Annotated in this window: 13 protein-coding genes; 2 read left to right on the plus strand and 11 right to left on the minus strand. The window is 72.3% G+C overall.

What is annotated here, in order from left to right; genetic code table 11:
• Positions 1-9: 9 nt before the first annotated feature.
• The 7 genes from ACE7GA_RS10355 to mutS form a co-directional block, all read right to left on the minus strand.
• Positions 10-1,356, minus strand: coding sequence for a peptidylprolyl isomerase (locus ACE7GA_RS10355; protein ID WP_376099107.1), 1,347 nt, complete (start codon positions 1,354-1,356; stop codon positions 10-12).
• 168 nt (positions 1,357-1,524) lie between these two features.
• On the minus strand, positions 1,525-4,005 hold the full coding sequence (locus ACE7GA_RS10360) for an LPS-assembly protein LptD (protein WP_376099109.1): 2,481 nt from the start codon (positions 4,003-4,005) through the stop codon (positions 1,525-1,527).
• Positions 4,002-5,150 (minus strand): LPS export ABC transporter permease LptG, encoded by a 1,149-nt coding sequence (gene lptG / locus ACE7GA_RS10365; RefSeq protein ID WP_376099111.1) that lies wholly within the window; start codon positions 5,148-5,150, stop codon positions 4,002-4,004. The genes ACE7GA_RS10360 and lptG overlap by 4 nt, the downstream gene beginning before the upstream one ends.
• Positions 5,147-6,304, minus strand: a complete 1,158-nt coding sequence (gene lptF / locus ACE7GA_RS10370) for an LPS export ABC transporter permease LptF (protein ID WP_376099113.1) — start codon at positions 6,302-6,304, stop codon at positions 5,147-5,149. The genes lptG and lptF overlap by 4 nt, the downstream gene beginning before the upstream one ends.
• A 96-nt stretch (positions 6,305-6,400) precedes the next feature.
• Positions 6,401-6,706 (minus strand): hypothetical protein, encoded by a 306-nt coding sequence (locus ACE7GA_RS10375; protein ID WP_376099115.1) that lies wholly within the window; start codon positions 6,704-6,706, stop codon positions 6,401-6,403.
• Between the two features lie 54 nt (positions 6,707-6,760).
• Positions 6,761-9,541 (minus strand): [protein-PII] uridylyltransferase, encoded by a 2,781-nt coding sequence (locus tag ACE7GA_RS10380; RefSeq protein ID WP_376099117.1) that lies wholly within the window; start codon positions 9,539-9,541, stop codon positions 6,761-6,763.
• A complete protein-coding gene (gene mutS / locus ACE7GA_RS10385) occupies positions 9,538-12,246 on the minus strand; it encodes a DNA mismatch repair protein MutS (protein WP_376099119.1) in 2,709 nt (902 codons plus the stop codon). Before mutS ends, ACE7GA_RS10380 begins: the two co-directional genes overlap by 4 nt.
• A 161-nt stretch (positions 12,247-12,407) precedes the next feature.
• Between mutS and ACE7GA_RS10390 the strand changes: the two genes are divergently transcribed.
• Positions 12,408-14,000 (plus strand): ABC transporter substrate-binding protein, encoded by a 1,593-nt coding sequence (locus tag ACE7GA_RS10390; RefSeq protein ID WP_376099121.1) that lies wholly within the window; start codon positions 12,408-12,410, stop codon positions 13,998-14,000.
• A gap of 137 nt (positions 14,001-14,137) precedes the next feature.
• Positions 14,138-16,453, plus strand: a complete 2,316-nt coding sequence (locus ACE7GA_RS10395; RefSeq protein WP_376099123.1) for an NADP-dependent malic enzyme — start codon at positions 14,138-14,140, stop codon at positions 16,451-16,453.
• Between the two features lie 4 nt (positions 16,454-16,457).
• On the opposite strand, the gene ACE7GA_RS10400 is transcribed toward ACE7GA_RS10395, so the two are convergent.
• From ACE7GA_RS10400 to ACE7GA_RS10415, 4 genes are all read right to left on the minus strand, one after another.
• Positions 16,458-17,435, minus strand: a complete 978-nt coding sequence (locus tag ACE7GA_RS10400) for an SAM-dependent methyltransferase (protein WP_376100209.1) — start codon at positions 17,433-17,435, stop codon at positions 16,458-16,460.
• A 374-nt stretch (positions 17,436-17,809) separates the two neighbouring features.
• Entirely contained in the window at positions 17,810-18,799 is a 990-nt protein-coding gene (locus tag ACE7GA_RS10405; RefSeq protein ID WP_376099125.1) for a Bug family tripartite tricarboxylate transporter substrate binding protein, read from the minus strand.
• Between the two features lie 130 nt (positions 18,800-18,929).
• Entirely contained in the window at positions 18,930-19,562 is a 633-nt protein-coding gene (locus ACE7GA_RS10410; RefSeq protein ID WP_376099127.1) for a transposase, read from the minus strand.
• A gap of 231 nt (positions 19,563-19,793) precedes the next feature.
• Positions 19,794-22,040 carry a PAS domain-containing protein gene (locus ACE7GA_RS10415; RefSeq protein ID WP_376099129.1) on the minus strand — a complete coding sequence of 749 codons (2,247 nt, stop codon included), beginning with the start codon at positions 22,038-22,040 and terminating at the stop codon, positions 19,794-19,796.
• Positions 22,041-22,059: the final 19 nt, after the last annotated feature.

Raw genomic sequence — 22,059 nt, forward strand, 5'->3', positions numbered from 1 at the left:
CGGCCGGCGCTAGCTCCGCATCTCGATCACCGCGCGGCGGCGCAGGTCGCGCAGCTGCTGGCGCGACAGCGTCTCCAGCCGTTCCCGCAGCAATTGCGCCCGCGCCTGATCCGGCGTGAGCGCCGCGACGTTGCGCGCGTCCCGCGAGCAGACCGCGATGACGAGGATTCCCTCCGGGGTCACGATCGGCTGGCTCGCCCGCCCGACCGGTAGCCCGGCGACGAGCTGGCGCAGCGCCGGCGGCTGCAACCCCTCCACCCGCACCTCGCCCGGATCGGCGGGGCGGACGGATCCGGCCGCCGTATTGGCCGCCTCCACCGCCTCGCAGCCGCCGCGGATGCCCTGCGCGCGCGCGAGGACCGCGCGCTGCTGTTCCGTCGGGTTCTGCGGATCGAGCCGGCCGGGGAAGGGCAGGAAGGCCTGCCGCAGCGACACGACCGTCGCGTTCTCCCGCCCCGTCTCCCGCTTCTGGCGCAGCGCGAGGATCTGGAACCCGCCGGGCACGTCGATCGGGTTGGAGACGGCGCCCGGCGGCATCCGCTGCAGCACCGACGCCGCGTCCGGGTCCATCTGGTCCGGCCGCACCCACCCGAGGTCGCCGCCCGACAGCGCAGTCTGGCTCTGGGAAAACTGGGTCGCCGCCACGGGGAAGGGCAGGCCCTGTCGCAGCCGCGCGATCACGTCGTCCACGAAGCGCCGGGTCTGCGCCGCCTGAGACGGGTCCTCGACGGGAATGAAGATCTCGGAGACGAGGTATTCCGGCTGCCCGACCCGCGCGTTCTGCGCCGCGATCGCCTCGCGCACCGCCTCGTCCGTGATCCCGCCGCCCTCGCCAAGCAGCGCGCGGATGTAGCGCGACCAACCGATCTGCGACCGGATCTGATCGTACAGCACGCGCGCCTCCACGCCCGCGGAGCGGAGCTGCGCCCGCAGCCCGCCCGGCTGCAGGTTGTTACGCCGCTCCAGGTCGCCGATCGCCTCGGCTACCTCGTCGTCGCTCACGGGGATGCGGCGGCGCGCGATCTCCTGAAGCCGCAGCCGCTCCTCGATCACCTGCCGCTGGATCTGGGGCCGGATGCGCGCGAGCAGGTCGCCGTTCGGCTGGATGCCCGCCGAGATCGCGAACAGCCGCGTCCGCGACCGCAGTTCCGATTCCGTGACGACGTCGCCGTTGACCACCGCGACGATGCGGTTCGTCCCGGACGGCGCGGACTCGGACGGCGCGGACCCGGACGGCGCTGCCTGGGCCGGCGCGGCCGCGCGGCCGGAAGGCTGGGCCAGGGCGGGCACCGCCGCGGCGGAGAGGGACAGGATCAGCGCCGGCAACAGGAGGGCCGGCGGGCGGGGACGTCGCATCCGCGCTCCTTACCCCGGTGGCGCGCCGGGGGCAATCGCCGGCCCGACGGGCAGCCGCCCGACCCTGGACCCGCATCGGGCCGAAGGTCGCCGGCGTCCACGAACCCCGGCAGGCGCCCGCGGATCGGCCGCAACGCCCCCGGCCGCGGCCGCCCCCGCGGACGCGCCTTACAGCGCCCGGAACCCGAAATCCCCGACGGTCTTGAGCGACACCCGGAACAGCAGCGTCGTCCCGCCGCCATAGGCCGTGTTGCGGGTCGTGCTGTTGGCGTAGGAATGGTAGAAGCGCGTGTCGAAGACGAAGCACTCGTCCTCGTAGGTGACGCCGGCGCCGACGGCGACGCCCACCCGCTCCTCGAGGTCGTACCGCCCGAAGGCCGAGGCCCGCCACTGCGGGCTCAGGCGCGTGCTGACGCCGCCATAGATCTCCCGCGTGAAGCGGCGCGGCGTCTGGTAGTCCAGCGGGATGCGGTAGAGGTACCCGGCGGTGACCGACGTCCCCTCCAGCCCCACCGGCCCGAGCCCGAGCGTCCCCGACACGTCCACCAGCCGGCGGTCCAGCGTCTCACCCTCCAGCCGCGTCCGCCCGGTGACGCCGAGCCACGGGGTCGGCTGCACCCGCGCCCGCGCCACCCAGTCCGAGGCCCGCTCCTCCAGCCCGGAGCGGACGTCGAAAACCTCCTCCTTGCTGAAGCGGTAGGACCGGCCGACCAGCCCCTCGACCATGCCGCCGTTCGGGAAGAACCAGGCGGACCGCAGCGCCGCGTCCACCCGCGTCCCGCCCTCCTGCCGGTCGCGGCCGGGGAAGCGGTTAAGGTCGAAGAGGTTCGCGTCCGTGAACTCCAGGTCCACGCTGTCCTCGTTCGGGATGCGGGTCTGCCGGCCCATGCTCGGCCCGGTCACGACCTGCACCCGCGGCTCGATCAGGATCTGGCCAAGGCCGCCGAACTCCGTCACCTGCCGCACGAAGGGCATGCGCCAGTCCAGCGCCACGCGGATGTTGCCCGTCGCCTCGTTGATGTTCGCCTTCGGCCCGAAGAAGGGCGCCTCGTCCACCCGGTCCGCATTGTAGGCCAGCCCGTCCGCCTGCGCGCGGAAGGTCCAGGCGCCGCCCAGGCCGTCGAAGCGCGGCAACTCGTAGCTCAGCCGCGTGCCGGCCCGCCGCGTGCTCGTCCCCCCCGTGCGGTAGAGGTTGAAGGCCGTCGCATCCAGCCCGAGCCAGCCGCCGAACGAATCGCGCGCGAAGCGGTGGTCGAAGTAAAGATTCGGCGCGACGTAGGGGATCAGCGCCACGTCGTCCTGCTGTCGCAGCCCCTGGAAGGCCAGGCCCTCCGCCAGCGCGTAGGTCCGGCTGCCCCAGAAGCCCTCGGCGAAGGCGCGGCTGCTGAGCGCGAGGCTCACCGGCTCCCGCCAGACGCGGAGGAAGTCGACGGAGGTCGCCCGGTTCAGGCTGAACCCCGCGCGCCAGTTCTCGTCGAGGACGAAGTTGCCGCGCGCGAAGATGCTGCCGCCGAGCCCGGTCGAGCCGTCCGTCTGGTCGCGCGTGAGGGAGCCGATCGTGCCGCGCGCGCTGATCTCGCCGAAGTTGAAGCGCTGCCGGTAGGCCAGGTTCAGCCCCGGCGGCAGCTCGGACGCGATGATCGGCTTGATCGTCAGGTCGGTGGAATCGTCGATCGCCCAGAAATACGGCGTCTCCACGAAGGCGCCGAGGAACCGCGTCTGCCCGAAGGAGGGCGAGAGGAAGCCCGACGACCGCGGGTTCGACGGGTCGGGCACCGAGAGGTAGGGCGTGTAGAACAGCGGCAGCCCGTCGAAGTCGATCGCCGCGTCGCGGAAGCGGATGCGCCGCTGTTCCCCGTCCTGCGTCGCGAGGCGCGACCGGAGCTGCCACAGCGGCGGCTCCGCCGGGTTCTCCGCGCAGAGGTTGCAGGCCGTATAGACCGGCCGCGCCAGGTCGAGGATCGCGGCCCCGCCCGGCGTCACGACGCGGTTGCCGCCGTTCGCGACGAGCCGCCCGTTCTGCGCCAGCAGGGCGCGGATGCCGTCCACCGCCGCGTCGCGCATCCCGCCCTGCAGTTCCACCCGGTCGGCAAAGAGCACCTGTCCGTCCGGCTCGAGCAGCTGCACGTTGCCCTCGGCCACCGCGACGCCGGTGTTGCGGTCATAGGTGAAGCGGTCGGCGCGCAGCAGCCGGTCGTTCTGCCAGGCCTCGACCCGGCCGCTCGCCGTGACCCGGTTGGCGCCCTGGTCGTAGGTCACGTCCTCCGCCGTGAAGGTCACCGGCGTGTTGCGGTCGAAGGTTACGGGGTTGGGGCCGATCGACCCGGCGCGGGCGGGGGCCGTGGCGGCCGCCGGGCCCGGCTGGCTCGCCACGGGCGCCCCGGGGACCACGCCCGCCGGCAGGTCGCTCCCCATCTGCGCCAGCGCGCGCCCGATCCGGTCGGAGGGCGGCGTGGCGAGGAGCAGCGCCGCGAAGGCCACGCCCGCCGAGAGCATCCGCCGCCGCGACCGCCCCGGCGCGACCGGCCGGGCCAGTGCGTCCGGCAGCGGCGCGCGCGGGCCCGGCCGCCCGCGACGCGGCACCCGCCGCCCGGCATCCGTGACCCGCACTCCCGTCACCCGCTCCCCCCTCGCGCCCACCTCGGTCATCCATCCTCCAGGTGAAGCAGGAGCGAGAGCGCCAGCATCATTCCCGCCGCCGCCGGCGCCCAGGCCGCGAGCACCACGGGCAGCGTGCCCGTCTCCCCGAACTCCCCGGTCACGCGGTCCAGCAGGAACAGCGCGAAGCCGCAGGCGACCCCCGCCCCGAGCATCTGCGCCACGCCCCCCTTTCGCGCCTCCCGCATCGAGAAGCAGGCTGCCAGCAGCGCCATGGCGGCCGCCAGCATGGGCAGGGCGAGGAGCGACTGGAAGTGCAGCCGGTGCCGCACCGCCGAGAATCCCGAATTTTCCAGGACGTCGATGAATTCGGGCAACGTCCAGAAGGACAGCGTGTCGGGGCTGGCAAAGGAATCCGCGATCCGGTCCGGCGTCAGGTCGGTCGGGAAGCGTACCGTCCCGGCCGGGCGGGGCTGGCGGTCCGTGCCGTAGACCGTCGCGTCCTCCAGCACCCAGGCCCCGTCCGACAGGGCGGCGCGCGGCGCCTCGATCCGCTGCAGGAAGCGGTCATCGGCGCCGAGCCGCCAGAACGACACGTCCTCCAGCCGGAAGGCGCTGGCGGCGGCGGGCAGCGGCGCCCGCTCCGACACCGGCCGCCCCGCGAGGATCGCGACCCCGTTGGGATCGAGGCCCCGGTCCCCCTGCCGCAGCCAGAGCCGCCCGCCGGCGAGGGTCGAGACCCCCCCCGTGTTGCGCAGGTAGAGGGAGTCCAGCCGCTCCGCCCGCGACAGCATGACGGAGGACAGCGGCGAGACCCCCGTCGTCGCGGCCACCCCGAGCAGCGATGCGACGATGACCGGCCCGATGAGGACCGGCCGCGCGATGAGGAACCCCCAGGCCGAGATCCCGGCGGACCGCGCGACGACGAGTTCCGAGGCCCGCGCCATCCGCCAGAACGCCAGGATGCCGCCGAGCAGGATCGAGAAGGGAAGCACCTGCAGCGCGATGAAGGGCACCCGCAGCCCCGCGATCGTCGAGACGACCGCGAAGGACGCGTCCTGCCGCGTCGCCGCGCGCCGCAGCAGCTCGATGAAGTCGAACAGCGCGACGAGGCCGGTCAGCGCGGCCAGCATCATCAGCGCCATCCACAGGAACCGGCGCGAGACGTAGGCGCCGAAGGTCAGCGGCAGCCTCACTCCGCGGGGACCCCCAGCCTCTCGTCCCCGCCCGGCATGGCCGGGGCGCGGCGCGGCCATCCCGGTGCCCCGGACAGCACCCAGGCCGCGATCACCCCGGGTCCGACCGCGTGCAGCCAGATCAGTGGGATGAAGCGGTTGTCCCGCGCCGCGAGATTGCCGACCGCGAGCCCGACCGCCAGCAGGCCGACGACGAAGGCGACCCCCATGACGGCGGCCGCGCCGCCGCCGTAGCGTCGGAAGGTGCTCGCCAGCGCCGCGGCCAGCCCGACGAGGGTGAAGGACAGCGTCGTCAGGGGCGAGGCCAGGCGGCCGTATCCCTCGGCCCGGAACCGCCTGACGTCGCGGGGCTGGAGCGCCTCGGCCGGGTCGGGGTCCAGCAGCTCGCCGACGAAGCGTTCCCGGCTGTCACGGTTCCGCGCCTCCTCCGCGCGTCCGGTGCGGGCGAGGTCCACGGAGTTCTCCTCAAAGGCGAGGACCGTCAGCCGCGGCGTCCGGCCGGCCCCCGCCCGCTCCACCTGCTGCCGCTGCCCGTTGAACAGCGTCACGCGGGGACCGTTCGCGCCGCTCCCGATCACCCCGCGCTCGGCGAGGATCGTGACCGGCGCGCCGGGGTCGCGGCTGTCGTGCACGACGATGCCGCGCAACGTCCCGTCGGGCTCCCGGACCCGCGCATAGACCGTCAGGTCGTTTCCGACGCTGCTGAACACGCCTTCCTGCAGCAGGATCGCGGCCATCTGGTTCCGGATCTCGAACTGCCAGGTCCTGAAGGCTGCGTGCGATACCGGCACGAGGTAGAGCTGGAGGAAGAAGCAGATCGCGGTGGAGACGGAAGCGACGAGCAGCGCCGGCCGCGCCAGGCGCCAGTCCGACAGCCCCGCCGCGCGCATCACCACCAGCTCCCGGTCCGAGGACAGCCGGACATAGGCGAAGAGCGTCACGACGAAGGTCGTGATCGGCAGGATCACCGCGAAGAAGGACGGCAGCAGCAGCCCCGTGAGCTCGATGAAGACCGAGAAGGGCAGGCCGCGGTCCAGCACGAGCTCGATGAACCGCAGCGACTGGGTGAGCCAGATCAGCGCCGCAAGCCCGACCGTGACCGCAATCAGCGAGAAGGCGATCTGTCGCGAGATGTAACGGGTGACCCGGCTCATGCGGGCCGCAACCTACAAGCGGTGCCGGGGCGGGGCAACGAAGCCCCTTGTTACGGAACCCCGGCTCCAGGATGGCCGGTCAAGCCGCGGGGGGCGCTACTCCCGGGCCATGCCGGACAGCGGCGGGGCGTCGCGCTCGGCGCCCGGCTCGATGTCGTCGGCGGGCTTCACCCCGGCACCCGCGACCATCTCCGGCTTCGCCTCCCGCATGCTGTCGCTGCTGCCTTCGTGATCGCCCTGGCCCGGCTTGTAGTCGCGCTCCGGATTCAGCCCGGGGCCGGATTCGTTGCCCTTGTCATGGAAGGGGTCGTGCTGGCCGACGCTGCTGGGGCGCGCGGTCTTCTCCTGGAAGCCCCAGTTCTCCGTCTTGCTCGGCGGCTGGCTCGTGCGGTCGTCCGGCATGGTGTTCCCCTGCGGAAGGTCAGGACGGGGAACGCCGGGCGTGCCGGCCGGTTGTCAGGCCGGGGCGGCCTCGGCCCCGGATGGGGCGGGCGACGGCGTGAGGGCGGCCAGGACCGCGCTCCGCAGCCCCTCCACCTTCCGCCCATTGTCGAGCTTCAGCCCGAACAGGTCCTTCACGTAGAACACGTCGACAGCCCGCACGCCGTAGGTCGTGACGTGTGCCGACGCGATCTGCACGCCCTGCTCGGAAATGGCCTGGGTCACGTCGTGCAGCAGCCCCGGGCGGTCGCGCCCGTTCACCTCGATGACGGTGTGCGTGTTGCTCGCGTGGTTGTCGATCACGACCCGCGGCGGCACGGTCACGGCCCGCAGCCGCGCCGGCTCCCGCCGGACCTTCCGGATTTCCTCGGCCAGCCGCAGCCGCCCCGACAACGCCTGCTCGATCACGACGGCCAGCCGCGCGAGCCGGTGCGGTGCGTCCAGCGCCCCGCCCGCCGCGTCCTGCACCCAGAAGGTGTCGAGCGCCATGCCGTTCGTCATAGTGTGGATGCGCGCGTCCACGATGGACGCACCGGCCACCGCCAGCGCGCCGGCGATGCGGCTGAACAGCCCGGGATGGTCGGCGGTATAGACCGTGACCTCCGTCACCGCGCGGGACTCCAGCACTTCCGTCCGCACGGTCAGCGGCGCCCCGGTGCGCTCCACCTCCCGCATCAGCCCGGCGTGGCGCGCATGCGTCTCGGGGTCGAAGGACAGCCAGTAGCCGGGATAACCGCGCGAGAGGAACCGCTCCCGGTCCGCCGCCGACCAGTCGGCCAGCAGCGCCGCCGCTGCCTCCTTCGCGCGCGCGACGCGCACGTCGCGTTCCGGCACGGACAGCCCACCCGCCAGAACCTCCGCCACGCGCCAGTAGATCTCCCGCAGCAGCGTCGCCTTCCAGCCGTTCCAGACCTTCGGCCCGACGGCCCGCATGTCCGCGACCGTCAGCACCAGCAGCAGCCGCAGCCGCTCCGGCGACTGCACGACCTCCGCCAGGTCCAGGATCGTCTTGGGATCGTCGATGTCCCGCTTGAAGGCGGTCTGCGACACCAGCAGGTGGTTCAGCACGAGCCAGGAGACCGTCTCCGTCTCCTCCGGCGACAATCCGAGCTTCGGGCAGAGTTCCTGCGCGATCCCCGCGCCCAGCTCGGAATGATCCCCGCCCCGTCCCTTCGCGATGTCGTGCAGCAGCAGCGCAACGTAGAGCGCCCGACGCGACTGGATCTGCCCGATCAACTCCGACGCGACGGGCGCCACGTCCTTCAGTTCGCCCCGCTCCATCGCGTTGAGCACGCCGATCGCCTCGATCGTGTGCTCCTCCACGGTGAAGACGTGGTAGGTGTCGAACTGCATCAGCCCGACGATCCGCGCCCAGTCCGGGATGAGGCGGGAGATGATCCCCGCCTCGTTCAGCGTCCGCAGCCAGCGCGCGGATTGCTTGCCCGTCAGGATGTCGAGGAAGAGAGCCGCCGCCCCCGCCTCCTGCGCCATCTCGTGCCGCAGCCGCGCGGCGTAGCGCGCGTTTCGGATCAGCGCCCGCAGGGCGAGCGGATGCACCTCGACCGCCCGGTCGCGCGCCGCGCGCACGAGGCGCAGCATCACTGCCGGGTCCGCCGCGACGTCGTAGCCCGGCGCGAAGAGGATCTGCCCCTCCGCCATCGCCAGTCCCGCCGCGGCCAGCGCCTTGTCCCCCACGGGCTGCAACGCCGGCGCGCCGAGCGTCGCCCGCTCGATCGCCGGTTCCAGCAGGCGCTTGAGCCGCACGACCTCCCGCGCCGTGAGGAAGAGGTGCTTCATGAACCGCTCGACGCCATCTTGCTTGCCGTGGCGCGTATAGCCCATGCGGGCGCCGACCACCGGCTGCAGGTCGAAGGTCAGCCGTTCCTCCGCGCGTCCCGTCACGTAGTGCAGGTGGAACCGCACGGACCACAGGAACGACCACGCCCGACGGAAGGCCCGCGCCTCCTGCGCCGTCAGCAGCCCCCCGCCCGGGCTGTCCGGCCCGACCAGCTGCCACATCTTGTCCACGTTGAACGCATACTTCGCGAACCAGTACATCGTCTGAAGGTCGCGCAACCCGCCGCGCCCCTCCTTGATGTGCGGCTCCACGAGGTAGGGGCTGTCTCCGTAGCGCTTGTGCCGCGCCCCGCGCTCCAGCCGCTTGGCCGCGAGGAACTGGCCCATCCCCCATTCCGCCCGCGCCTCCGCGAAGCGGTCGGCGAAGCGCGCATAGGTCGAACGGTCGCCGCCGAGGAAGCGATGGTCCAGCAGCGCCGTCTGCACCGTCAGGTCGGTCCGCGCATCCTCGATGCACTCCTCCACCGACCGCGTGGCGTGCCCCACCTTCACCCCGAGGTCCCAGAGTAGGTAGAGCATGAACTCCACGGCCCGCCGCCCGTGCTGGTCGAGCGGGTTGTCCGATAGGAACAGCAGGTCGATGTCGCTGAAGGGCGCGAGCACCCCGCGCCCGTAGCCCCCCGTCGCCGCAAGGCAGAAGCCATCCGCCGGCATCCCCGGCGCCGGCGCGGTGACCGCGAGCGAATAGCGGTGGATCGCGGCGATCAGCCCGTCCATCGCCTCCGCCAGCGTCCGCGCTGCCGCGAGGCCGGCGAGCCGCCCCGCCTCGAACTCCGCCTGCACCTGCCCCTGGATCTGCCCGAGGTGCCGTCGCAGCAGCACCAGCGCCCGGTCGCGCGGGGGCACGGCGGAAAGCGCGTCGAGGTCGCCACCGAGGGTTGGTCGCCATCCCGTCCCGTAGGGCAGGTGTGCTTCGGCCAGTCGGCCGGTTTCTGTCATCCCTCCGAAGATAAGCGCTTCTCCTGCGCTGCAACAACGCCGTCACGGGGGTCGAGAAGCATTTTGAGACGATAAAGCGCCTCCAGCGCCTCGCGCGGGCTGAGGACATCCGGGTCCAGCGCCTCCACCGCCGCCGTCAGCGGGTCCCCTGCGGCTGGGGGGGGCGCCGACGTTGCGGGTGCCGCGAACAACGGCATCTCCCCCGCCAGCGGGTCCAGCCCCCGCGCCCGCTCCTCCAGCGCGGCCAGCACCCGTTCCGCGCGGCCCACCACCTCCCGCGGCACGCCCGCGAGACGCGCGACGTGCAGCCCCCAGGACCGCTCCGACGCGCCGGCCGCGACGAGGTGCTGGAACACGACGCTCCCCCGGTACTCCCGCACCGTCATCGTGGCCGGCGCGACCTCCGGCAATTTCGCCGCGAGCCCCGTCAGTTCGTGGAAATGCGTGGCGAAGATCGTCCGGGGGCGCAGCCTGTCATGCAGCGCCTCCAGCACCGCCCAGGCGATCGCGAGCCCGTCCCAGGTCGCGGTTCCCCGCCCCACCTCGTCCAGCACGACGAAGGACCGCGGCCCCGCGGCGTTCAGAACCGCCGCCGTCTCGGTCATCTCCACCATGAAGGTGGACCGCCCCCCCGCGATGTCGTCCGCGGTTCCGACCCGCGAGAACAGGCGGTCCACCAGCCCGATCCGCGCGCTCTCCGCCGGCACGAACAGCCCCGACTGTGCCAGGATCACCACCAGCGCGTTCTGCCGCAGGTAGGTGGACTTGCCCGCCATGTTCGGCCCGGTCAGCAGGCAGAGCCGCTGCCCCGGCGAAAGGTCGCAGTCGTTCGGCACGAAGGCCGGCCCGCGCGCACGCCGCAGCGCCGCCTCCACCACGGGATGCCGCCCCGCGACGATCCGGAACTCCGGCCGCTCCACCATCTCCGGCCGGCACCACCCGCCGGAGGCCGCCAGTTCCGCGCCCGCCGCATGCACGTCGATCTCCGCCATCGCGCGCGCCGCCGCCGCGATCGCGGCCGCTGCGTCGAGGCACAGCGTCCGCAGGTGCCGCACCACCAGCGCCTCCCGCCGCGCAGCGTCGTCCCGCGCGTCGGAGAGCCGCTTGTCGAGGCTCGCCAGCGCCTCGCAGGTGAAGCGGTGCGCGTTCGCCATGGTCTGCCGGTGGATCGGCGCCATCGGCCCGGGCCCGCGCGCCTCCCGCAACAACTTCTCCCCGGCGGACGCCGGCACCTCCGCCAGGAAACCCAACTGCTGATGGTGCCGGATCTTCAGCGACGCGACGCCCCAGGCCTGCGCCAGGTCCATCTGCAACGCGAGGATCGCCCCCCGCGCATCGTCCCGCAGCCGCCGAAGCCCATCGAGTTCGCCGTCGTAGCCCGCACCGATCACCCCGCCATCCTCGACCCGCGCGGGCAGTTCCTTCGCCAGCGCACGCGCCAGTTCCGCGCGCGGCGACGCATCGGGCAGAAGCGCCGTCGAGGCCTGCGCGACGAGCATCGGGGCATCTGCGCCGGCCAGCGCGTCCCGCATCGCCTCGGCACGCGCGAGCCCGTCCCGCACCGCCGCGAGGTCCCGCGGCGAGAACCGTTCCACCGACAGTCGTGCGAGCGCCCGCGCCATGTCCGGCGCCCCACGCAGTTGTTCGCGAAGCGCCCCCGCAGCAGCGAGTTCACGGCGAGGAACGCCACCGCATCGTGCCGCGCCGCGATCGCCGCCAGGTCCGCCAGCGGCGAGGCGAGCCGCGCCGCCAGTTCCCGCGCACCCGGCGCCGTCAGCGTCCGGTCCACCGCGGCCAGCAGGCAATCCTTCCCGCCGCGCTCGGCCCCCCTCTGTCGGAACGCAGGATGTCGAGCGACCGCCGCGTCGCCCCATCCATCCTGAGCGTGCCCTCTCCCCCCGCGCCTCGGGCGGCGAGAGGCGCGGCAAGGTCCCCGCCCCTGTCCCCCGCACGTAGTCCAGCGCCATCGCCAGCGCCGCGACCTCCGCCTCCGAGAAGGCGCCGAAGGCCGCAAGGTCCGCGATGCCCCAGGCCTCCGCCGCCCGCCGCCCGGCGTCGCGGGGCGGCACCTCCTCCCGTACGACGCCACCCAGCGGCGTCAGCGCGTCGCCCTGGGCGAGGGCCGGCGGCGCCAGCACCTCCGCGGGTTCCAGCCGCGCGAGCAGCGCGCCGAGTTCCGCCGCCACCAGGACTTCCGTGCACACCGCCCCCGTCGAGACGTCGAGCCAGGCCGCCCCGATCCGGTCGCCCTCCGCCGGCGCCAATGCCAGCAGCCAGGACGGCCGCGCGCCCTCCAGCAGCGCTTCCTCCGTCACCGTCGCCGGCGTGACGACCCGCACCACCTCCCGCCGCACGGCGGACGCCCTCCGGGCCTTGGCTTGCTCCGGCGTCTCCATCTGCTCGCAGATCGCCACGCGGAAGCCGCGGCGGATCAGCCGAGCGAGGTAGGATTCCATCGCGTGCGCCGGCACGCCCGCCATCGGCACGGGCTGCCCGTCATGCTCGCCCCGGTGCGACAGGGCGAGCCCCAGCGCCTCCGCCCCCGTCACCGCGTCGGCGAAGAACAGCTCGTAGAAGTCGCCCATGCGGAAGAAGACCATCGCGTCGGGATGCGCGGCCTTCGCCGCGAACCACTGCGCCAGGGCCGGGGTCGCGCCCGCCGGGTTCGGAAGGTCGGGCGGCGTCGGGGGCAGGACGACGTTCATCCCGTAACTCCTAGACTGGAACCCGCCCCTGCCGAAGCACCCCGGGGCAGGCGGCGGGACGGTGTGGCGGAATCGCACCGATCCGCTTGCCCGAAGCGCGCTCCCCGGCGCAGGCTCGGGCGCAGGGCCCGGACCGAGGCCCGTCGGGAGAATCGCCGAGCATGAAACGCCGCAGCCTCCTCGGGGCCGGAACCGGCATCGCTGCCGGGGCCGCCTTCGCCAGCCTCGCCGCCCCCGCCGTCGCCCAGGATGCCCGCGCCCGAGTGATGCGCTTCGTCCCCCAGGCCAACCTGACCAGCCTGGACCCGATCTGGACGACGGCAACGGTTACGGGCAACCACGGCTACTACGTCTTCGACACGCTCTACGCGACGGACGGGCAATCCCGCGTCCAGCCTCAGATGGCCGAGGGCCACGAGGTGCTGGAGGACGGCAAGCGCTGGCGTTTCCGCCTGCGCGAAGGCCTGCGCTTCCACGACAACGAACCCGTCCGTGCCGCCGACTGCATCGCGAGCCTCAAGCGCTGGTGCGTCCGCGACCCCGTCGGCCAGTTGCTGGCCCGCGCCGTCGCGGAATGGCGCGCCGTGGACGACCGCACCTTCGAGGCACGGCTGAACAAGCCCTTCCCCCTCATGCTCGACGCCCTCGCCAAGGCCGATGCCTCCACGCCCTTCATCATGCCGGAGCGCCTGGCGAACACCGACCCGAACCGCGGCCTGACGGAGATGGTGGGCTCCGGCCCCTACCGCTTCGTCGCGAACGAGTACAATTCGGGGTCGCGCGCCGTGTACGAGAAGTTCGACGGCTACGTCCCCCGCCGCGAGCCGCCCGACCGCCAGTCGGGCGCGAAGGTCGCGCATATCCCGCGCATCGAATGGCACATCATCCCCGATCCCGCGACCGCGGCCGCCGCGCTGCTGAACGGGGAAGTGGACTGGTGGGAACGCCCGCTCTCCGACCTGCGCCCGATGCTCGCCCGCAGCCGGGACATCCGGCAGGAGATCCTGGACGTGGACGGGCGCCTCGCCCTCATGCGCCTGAACTGCCTGCAGCCGCCTTTCGACGACGTGCGGATGCGCCGCGCCGTCCGGCTCTCCGTCATCCAGGAGAACTACATGCGCGCGGCGCAGGGCGACGACACCGCGCTTTGGACGGATAGCCGCAGCCTCTTCCCGAAGCGCACGCCCTACTTCCGCGACCACGCCGACCTGATGCCCGGCAGCCTCGACGCCGCCCGCAACGCGTTCCGGGAAGCCGGCTACGCGAACCAGAAGGTCGTCGTCATCAACCCCACCGACTTCCCCGACATCGGTCCGCTGGGGCAGGTGACGAACGACGCGCTGCGCCGCATCGGCGTGAACACCGAACTTGCCGAGAGCGACTGGGGCACCGTCATCCAGCGCCGCAACTCGCGGGAGCCGGTGGAGCGCGGCGGCTGGTCCATTTTCCACACGACCGGCACGACCGCCACCTACGGCTCCCCCGCCACCTCACCTCTCGTCCGTGGCCAGGGTGAGGCGGGATGGTTCGGCTGGTGGAAGTCCGACCGCGCGGAGGAACTGACGGCCGCTTGGCTCGACGCCCCGGACGAGGCGGCCCGCGCGCGTTACGCGGGTGAACTGGGCCGCCTGGCGTTGGACGAGGTCTCAACCGTCCCGCTGGGGCAGTTCACCATCCGCACGGCCTTCCGTCGGAACCTCACCGGCCTGTTGCAGGGCAGCATCCCCTACCCCTGGAACATCCAGAAGACCTGACGCGGTCCCATCACCCGAGGAGGACCGGACCCGACGGTCCGGTTCGGTCTGCCGAAGTCTCGTTCCGCCGCCATCACGCCGCTTCCCGCGCCGGTGCCCCTTCCCCATACTCGGCACCGACGCGGGAGGAATGACGAATGGACGACGTGCGGCGCACAGGCCTGGACGGGGATACCCGCACCGCCCGCATCACGGCCGAGGAGGCGCTGGCCCTCCACGCCGAGGGCAAGCCGGGCAAGCTGGAGATCCGTCTGACGAAGCCGCTGGCGACGGCGCGCGATCTTTCGCTGGCCTATTCCCCCGGTGTTGCCGAGCCCTGCCTGCACATCCACCGCGACGCGTCGCTCGCCTATGACTACACGGCGAAGGGTAACATGGTCGCCGTCATCTCGAACGGCACCGCGGTTCTGGGCTTGGGCAACCTCGGCGCCGTCGCGTCGAAGCCGGTGATGGAAGGCAAGGCAGCGCTGTTCAAGCGCTTCGCCGACGTGGACAGCATCGACCTCTGCGTGGACACGGAGGACGTGGACGAGTTCGTCAACTGCGTCCGCTACCTCGCCCCCTCCTTCGGCGGCATCAACCTCGAGGACATCAAGGCCCCCGAGTGCTTCGTCATCGAGCAGCGCCTGCGCGAGCTGATGGACATCCCCGTCTTCCACGACGACCAGCACGGCACCGCCATCGTCTCGGCGGCAGGGATGATCAACGCCTGCCACCTGACGGGCCGTGATATCCGCGACACGAAGCTCGTCATCAACGGCGCCGGCGCCGCCGGAATCGCCTGCGCGGAGCTGGCGCGCGCGATGGGAATGCGGCAGCAGAACATCATCATGTGCGACACCAAGGGCGTCGTGTACCGCGGCCGGACCGAGGGCATGAACCAGTGGAAGTCGTCCTTCGCGACCGAGACGGACGCCCGCAGCCTATCGCAGGCGCTGGAGGGCGCCGACATCTTCTTCGGCCTGTCGAAGAAGGGCGCGCTGACGCCGGACATGCTGCGGTCCATGGCGCCGAACCCCATCATCTTCGCCATGGCCAATCCCGATCCGGAGATCACGCCGGAGGAAGCCCGCAGTACCCGCCCCGACTGCATCATCGCGACGGGACGCAGCGACTATCCGAACCAGGTCAACAACGTCCTCGGCTTCCCCTTCATCTTCCGGGGCGCGCTGGACGTGCGGGCCAGCACGATCAACGACGCGATGAAGATCGCGGCCGCCGAGGCGCTGGCCATGCTGGCGCGGGAGGACGTGCCGGAGGAGGTCGCGGGCGCGGGTGGCGGCCAGGGCCTTCGCTTCGGCCCGGACTACATCATCCCCCACGCCTTCGATCCCCGGCTGATCTCCCGCGTGTCGCCGGCGGTCGCGAAGGCGGCGATGGAGAGCGGCGTCGCCCGCCGTCCCATCGCTGACCTGCATGCGTATGCGCGGTCGCTCGCGCAGAAGCTGGACGTCGCGGGCTCCGCGCTGGAACTGATCACGGAGCGCGTGCGCCAGAACCCGCGGCGCGTCGTCTTCGCCGAGGGCGAAGAGGAGAAGACGATCCGTGCCGCCATGGCCTTCCGCAACGCGGGCTACGGCACGCCGGTGCTGGTCGGGCGGGAGGAGCGGATCAACGCGGTCGTCGCAGCCCTCGGCGTGCCGATGCCTGAGGGGATCGAGCTCCACAACGCCGCGCTGTCCGACAGCAACCGGCGGTATGCCGAATACCTGTACGCCCGGAAGCAGCGGGACGGCTTTCTCCTCCGCGACGTGCAGCGCGCGGTGAACCTGGACCGCAACGTCTTCGCGGCCTGCATGGTCGCGATGGGCGACGCCGACGCGATGGTGACGGGCACCACGCGGTCGTATTCCGCGTCGCTCAAGGGGATCACCATCGCGGTGGATCCGGCGCCGTCGTCCACCGGTGGGAAGGGCGTGCTGTTCGGGCTGACGATGATGGTCTCCCGCCGCGCGGGCACGGTCTTCATCGCGGACACGGCGATCCATGAACGGCCAGATGCCGAGACGCTGGCGGAGATCGCGATCCAGTCGGCGGCGCAGGCGCGGCGCTTCGGGGCGCAGCCGCGGGTCGCGTTCCTGTCCTTCTCCAACTTCGGCGACCCGCGGGGGACCATCCCCGGATCGATCCGGGAAGCCGTGCGGCTGCTGGACGAGCGGGGGGTGGACTTCGAGTACGAAGGGGAGATGGCGGCGGACGTCGCTCTCGATGTCTCGCTGCGGCACCTGTATCCGTTCTGCCGGCTGACGGGGCCGGCGAACGTGCTGGTGATGCCGGGGCTGCATGCGGCGCAGATCCTGACGAAGGCAGTGCCGCAGCTGACGAGCGCGGTGACGATCGGGCCGATGCTGATGGGTCTGTCGAAGCCCGCGCAGCTGCTGACGATCGGGGCGGGGGTGAACCAGATCCTCGACATGGCCTGCCTGGCTGCGCATGAGGCGATTGGGCGGTAGGCGGTCACCGGCCCGCGACCACGACGAAGCCGAGGGAGGTGACGGCGAAGCCGCGGTAGGCGAGGCGGAGGTGCGGGACGGGCGCGCGCGGCAGGAACCAGGGCTGCGCGTCGAAGGGGGGGAGGTCCACGTAACGGTCGAGGACGCCGTCCCCCAGGTCGAAATCGACGGGGAGCATGCGGTGGCCGGCGGCTTCGAGGCGGGCGGCGAGGGCTTCGATGTGGCGGCGCTGGTAGAGGACGGTGCGGCCGCGTTCGAGGGTGGGGCCGTCGGGGTCGAGGTTGAATTCGGTCGTGTGCACGGCGACGCCGCCGGGGCGGAGGCAGCGCATGGCGTTGACGACGAAGTCCATGCCCTTCTGCAGCGTGCCGCAGTGTTCAAGGGAACAGACGGACCACAGGAAGTCGAAGCCCTCGAGGCTGCCGGGGATGTGATTCATGTCCACGGGGCGGAGGGTGACGTGGCGGCGGAAGAGTTCCTCCGACACCACCTCGGGCTTGAAGAGGGCATCGGCGTTGCCGCCGTGCTGGGCGGCGTTGAGCCAGGGCCTGGCACGGCGGTCCTGTGCGGGGAGGTCGGTCGCGACGACATCCACGCCGGCTGAGGCGAAGAGGGAGGGGAGCCATTCGCTGCCGACGGCGAAGCCGAGGGCCCGCTTGCCCGGGGTGAGCATCCCGCGCTCATAGAGCATCTGGACGGCGTAGCAGTCCTCCCAGAGCTTGCGGTGGTAGACGGGGGCGAAGTTCAGTTCGGCGCACCAGAAGCGGAGCCAGTCGGCCTCGATGTCGTCCTGACGGCAGAGGCGGCCGCCGAAGTTGGTGCGGGAGGGGCGGTCGGGGGTGGGGGTGGCGAAGCCCTCGGCGTAGAGGCGGGCGGCGAGGGCGGAGCCCATCACCTTGGCGTTCCAGGAGAGCAGGCGGGACTCCCGCGCGGCGATGCGGGCGGGGCGGTCGTGCCACCAGGTGCGGAGGCGGGAGAGCATCGCGATCACGGCTGGGCGAGGCCGACGGGGGTCGGCTTGGGGCGGGGATGGGCGGGCCAGCGGGTGGAGGCGCCGGTCGGGCGAGACTGTCGTCCGGGGCGAAGGGCGGGGGGCGTGGCGGGGCGGCCGCCCGGGGATGGCGGGCGGTTGCCGGCGAGGCCGAGGCGCCGCCCCGGTCCGGGGCCAATGCGGGTGGTGCGGGGCGGCGGGTTCCGCCGGGCGACGAGGTGGGCCGGGGGTGGCGGCCGCCGGTGAGGAGTGGCGGCCTGGCCGGGCCGCGTTCCACCGCGGGCGGCGCCGGGCTGGGCGCGGCGGGGCCTGCCTTCGGACGTCAGGGGCATCGCTTCGGGCCGGGGGGCCCGGAGGGGGCGGGGTTAGCTGTCGAGGCGGATGCCGAGTTCACGGATCAGGGGGCGCCAGACCGCGTTGTCGCGGCGGGTGAAGTCGGCGAATTCCGCGGGCGTCATCGCGGCGCTTTCGATGCCGAGGGCGGTGAAGCGGGCCTGCATTTCCTCGGACGCGATGGCGCGGTTGAGTTCGGCGTTCAGGCGGGACTGGATCGGGGCGGGGGTGGCGGCGGGGACGGCGAGGCCCTGCCAGCCGTAGGCGACGGCGTCTGTGCCGAGTTCCTTCATGGTGGGGACGGCCTGGGCGGAGGGGGAGCGGGATTCGCTCATCACCATCAGGGCGCGGACGCGGCCGTCGCGGATGAAGGGGATGCCGGTGGCGCAGTCGATGACGACGCAGTCCACGTTGCCGGCGAGGAGGTCCTGCATAGCGGCGGGGCCGCCGCGGTAGGGGACGTGCGTCGCCTCGAGCCCGGGGACGCGGCGCTTGAGGTATTCCATCGCGAGGTGGTGGGGGGAGGCGACGGCGGGGGTGCCGTAGGTGGGGGCGCGGGTCTTCGAGGCCGCGACGAAGGCGGCGAAGTCGCGGGCCGGGCTGTCGGGGCGGATGACGAGGAAAAGGGGGAAGCGGCCGATGAAGCCGATGCCCGCGAGGTCCCGGTCCGGGTCGTAGGGGAGGCGGCTGTAGAGGGCTGTATTGTAGCCGATGATGCCGTTGTCCACGTGCAGGACCGTGTAGCCGTCGGCGGGGGCGCGGGCCGCGGCCTCGGCCGCGACGACGCCGCCGCCGCCGGGGCGATTTTCCACGACGACGGTCTGGCCGAGGCGGGGGCCCCACTGGCTGGCGATGATGCGGCCGAAGGTGTCGGAGGCGCCGCCGGGCGGGTAGCCGATGATGAGGCGGAGCGGGCGGTCGGGCCAGGCGGCCGCCGGCGCCTGGGCGGCGGCGCGGTGCGCGAGGGCGGCGGGGAGGGCGGCGGCGAGGGCCGCGCGCGCGAGGTCGCGTCGCGAGGGCATGGGCGGTCCCGGGGTGGTGTCGCGGCGCATCATGGGGCGGCGCGGGCGGGGGTGGGAAGGGGTGGGGTGGGGCGTGAGCGCGCGGGGGGCGGGCAGGCTCGCGCGGGGCGCGGACAGGCTCGCGCCGGGGTCACGGCCAGTTCCGGCGGAGGGAGGGGTGGATGTAGGCGCGGCCGGCGGCCATGCGGTGGAGGCGCTTGAGGGTGGTGATCGTGTCGCGGAGGCGGGCGCGCCAGTCGCGGTCGCGCTCGCCGGGGCGTTGCTGCCAGTCCTTGCCGAAGGCCATTCCCATCCTCCGCACGGCTTCGGACAAAAGCTGGTCGGGGAGCAGCCAGTACGGCCCGGGCAGGGCGGATTGCAGGCCGAGGCGCTTGATGAGGAACAGGAGGCGGAGGCCCCCGAGGCGTGCGGCGCGGCGTGCGGCGCGGACGACGTAGTGCTCGATGCGGCGGAGCGGGTGATCCGGTGAGAGCTCGGGCCAGGCGAGGCTCTCGAGGAGGGCGTGCCAGAGGCCGCCATGGGTGAGGCGGCGGAAGAAGCGGGAGACGGTGTCGGGCTTGCCGTAAACCTCTGGCACTTCCCTCCAGGGGACCCCGTAGCCGCGGCAGGCCATGTGGAAGATCGCGTCCATCCGCGCCCGGAGGTCGCCGACCTGCCGGCCCTGGGGGGCGCGGCGCCAGACGTAGGGCAGGAGGGCGCCCCATTCGGTGTCGGAGAGGGGGGACCAGGGGCGGGGTGGGGTGAAGCCGGAGGCGTTGGGCATGGTCGAACCCTCGACAAGACATACTACCTATAATAAGAATATTTGCTTCATGCAAGGGGAATTCGCACCGTGCGTGAGTGTCCTCGTCCGAACGAAGCGGATCGCTGCGCGGACCAAGCCCCGACCGGCTCAAGCGAACGCATGGGGGGCGGCATCAGGGAACCGCCACAGGCCCTCCGGACGGCCTCACTTTCCGATGGTTCACGCCCCGAGCGGCGCTCCGCTCGCGCTTCAGCGCTCGGCCTCTTCGGCCGCCTGTTCGAGGCGCGGGATGAAGAGCCGCACGCACAATCCCTGCGGTCGCCAGTCGTAATCGACGGAGCCCTTCAACTGACGCTCGGCGATGCTGCGGATGAGGAGCGAGCCGAAACCCGCCGAAGCGCTGGGCGGCATCACGGCCGGGCCGCCACTCTCGGACCATTCGAGCGAGAACGCACCGGTCGGCGCTTCCTTGTCCCAACGGACCGTCAGGGCTCCGCCCTCGACGGACAGGGCGCCGTACTTGGCGCTGTTGGTCGCCAATTCGTGCAGCACCATGGAGAGGGCCTGGGCCGCGGGCGGCGACAGGCTGATCGCGACGCCGTCCAGTTCGACGCGCTGGGCCGCCGCCAGGAAGGGCGACAGTTCCTCCTCCAGCATGGCGCGGACCGATGCGCCTTCCCAGCGCGAGGCGGACAGGAGCGAGTGCGTGCGCGACAGAGACATGAGCCGCCCGAGCAGCTTGTCGCGGATCTTCGTCGGGTCATCGTCGCGCGTCATCCGCACCAGGGCGAGCACCACCGCCAGCAGGTTCTTGGCGCGGTGATCGACCTCGCGGGTCAGGAGGCGCTCACGCTCCTCCTGCCGACGCTGCTCCGACACGTCGCTGCTGTGTCCCACCAGGCCGACGACCGTCCCGTCCGGGGCGCGGATCGGTGCCTTCACGGACCGGAAGGTCCGCGACACACCGTGCGCGCCGACATGCGTCTCGTCGACCTCGATGGTCTCACCATCGACGAGCACGCGCCGATCGTTGGCGACGTACGCGTCCGCCTCGTTCTCGCTCACCCAGAGTTCCCGGTCCGTGCGCCCGAGGATGTCGTCCCGGGACCGACCGTGGAGACGCGCGGCCGCCTCGTTGACATGGATGATCCGGCCCTCGCGGTCCTTCGCGTAGATCAGATCGGGCGTGCTGTTTCCGATCAGCTCCAGCAGGGCGGTGGCCCGGCGCAGCTCCGCTTCCTTCAGCTTGGCGTCGTGGATGTCGGTGCAGGTGCCGTACCATCGGATGATCTGGCCATCGAGGTCGGAGAGCGGCCGGGCGCGGCCCAGGACCCAACGGTACTCGCCGGAACGGTGCCTCAGGCGGTACTCGATCTCGTAGGGGGTCCCCGTCCGCAGCGAGTGCTGCCAGCGGGCCCGGGCGCGGTCCTGGTCGTCCGGGTGGAGCATGCCGTTCCACATCTCGCCGTCGGTCGAGCCCGGCTCGACGCCGGTGAACTCGTACCACCGGTCGTTGTAGTGCTCGTGATAGCCGTCGGGACGGGCGATCCAGATCATCTGGTCCACGGCGTTGAACACCGCGAGCGCGTCGCGCTGGGCGGCCGACTTCTCGTAGGCGGCCCAGATGCGGTCGGCGACGGTTTTGACGAAGCCGAGGTCGGCGATGCTCCAGACGCGAGGTTGCCCGGAGTGGAGGAACATGTAGGCGACGAGTTCGCCGTTCCTGAGCAGCGGGACGAAGGCGACCGCCCTGACATCCCATTCGGCCCAGACCGCAGCGACGCGCGACGTCCTCGGGTCGGCCGCCAGATCGGCGATCGCGACGGTCTCGCCTTGCAGCAACGGATCGAGGAAGTGCCCGTAGTCCGAGGCCCGGTATGAGCCGGCACCGCTGCGTATGCTCGCGTCCCTGACCCAGTCCCGCTTGATGACGGCATGCTTGCCGCCATCACTCGCCAGGGCGAAGCCGCAGCGGATTAGGTCGAGGCTGCGCCCGACGATACTCGCCCCGAGCACGTCGACGTGGGCGAAGTCCGTGAGGTTGCGGAGCGTCTCGCCGAGTCCTGTCAGCGCCTCGCGCTGGCTCTCCGCGCGACGTGCCACGAGGCTCGCCTCGATCTCCGCCGTGATGTCGATGTTGATGCCGAAGAGACGCTCCGCGGCACCGTCCGGGCCGCGCTCGATGACACCGCGGTCGAGGATGTGGCGCACGGTTCCGTCGGGGCGGACGATGCGGAACCGGTGATCGAAGGCCTGGCCTGACGCCAGGAAGGCGACGATCTCCGCCTCGACGCGGGTCCGGTCGTCCGGGTGCACCGTGTTCAGGAAGTCGATTTCGCCGCGTTCCGGATCGCCGCCCACGCCGTAGAGCTGCTTCTGGGCGTCGGACCAGGCCAGCCGGTTGGAGACGACGTCCCACTCCCAGACTGCCAGACCGGGTATGCTCGCGAGCCTGGCGGGCGGCAGGACCGATCGCCGCAGATCGACCAAGGACATGGCTTGGCACCCCCCCGTA

This window comes from Roseomonas sp. CCTCC AB2023176 (assembly GCF_042259275.1).
Taxonomy (GTDB): domain Bacteria; phylum Pseudomonadota; class Alphaproteobacteria; order Acetobacterales; family Acetobacteraceae; genus Roseomonas.

Bases quoted from the DNA above. Each gene is read 5' to 3' on its own strand.
- ACE7GA_RS10355 (WP_376099107.1), bottom strand. From the start codon at position 1,356: ATGCGACGTCCCCGCCCGCCGGCCCTCCTGTTGCCGGCGCTGATCCTG.
- ACE7GA_RS10360 (WP_376099109.1), bottom strand. From the start codon at position 4,005: ATGACCGAGGTGGGCGCGAGGGGGGAGCGGGTGACGGGAGTGCGGGTC.
- lptF (WP_376099113.1), bottom strand. From the start codon at position 6,304: ATGAGCCGGGTCACCCGTTACATCTCGCGACAGATCGCCTTCTCGCTG.
- ACE7GA_RS10375 (WP_376099115.1), bottom strand. From the start codon at position 6,706: ATGCCGGACGACCGCACGAGCCAGCCGCCGAGCAAGACGGAGAACTGG.
- ACE7GA_RS10380 (WP_376099117.1), bottom strand. From the start codon at position 9,541: ATGACAGAAACCGGCCGACTGGCCGAAGCACACCTGCCCTACGGGACG.
- mutS (WP_376099119.1), bottom strand. From the start codon at position 12,246: ATGAACGTCGTCCTGCCCCCGACGCCGCCCGACCTTCCGAACCCGGCG.
- ACE7GA_RS10390 (WP_376099121.1), top strand. From the start codon at position 12,408: ATGAAACGCCGCAGCCTCCTCGGGGCCGGAACCGGCATCGCTGCCGGG.
- ACE7GA_RS10395 (WP_376099123.1), top strand. From the start codon at position 14,138: ATGGACGACGTGCGGCGCACAGGCCTGGACGGGGATACCCGCACCGCC.
- ACE7GA_RS10400 (WP_376100209.1), bottom strand. From the start codon at position 17,435: ATGCTCTCCCGCCTCCGCACCTGGTGGCACGACCGCCCCGCCCGCATC.
- ACE7GA_RS10405 (WP_376099125.1), bottom strand. From the start codon at position 18,799: ATGCCCTCGCGACGCGACCTCGCGCGCGCGGCCCTCGCCGCCGCCCTC.
- ACE7GA_RS10410 (WP_376099127.1), bottom strand. From the start codon at position 19,562: ATGCCCAACGCCTCCGGCTTCACCCCACCCCGCCCCTGGTCCCCCCTC.
- ACE7GA_RS10415 (WP_376099129.1), bottom strand. From the start codon at position 22,040: ATGTCCTTGGTCGATCTGCGGCGATCGGTCCTGCCGCCCGCCAGGCTC.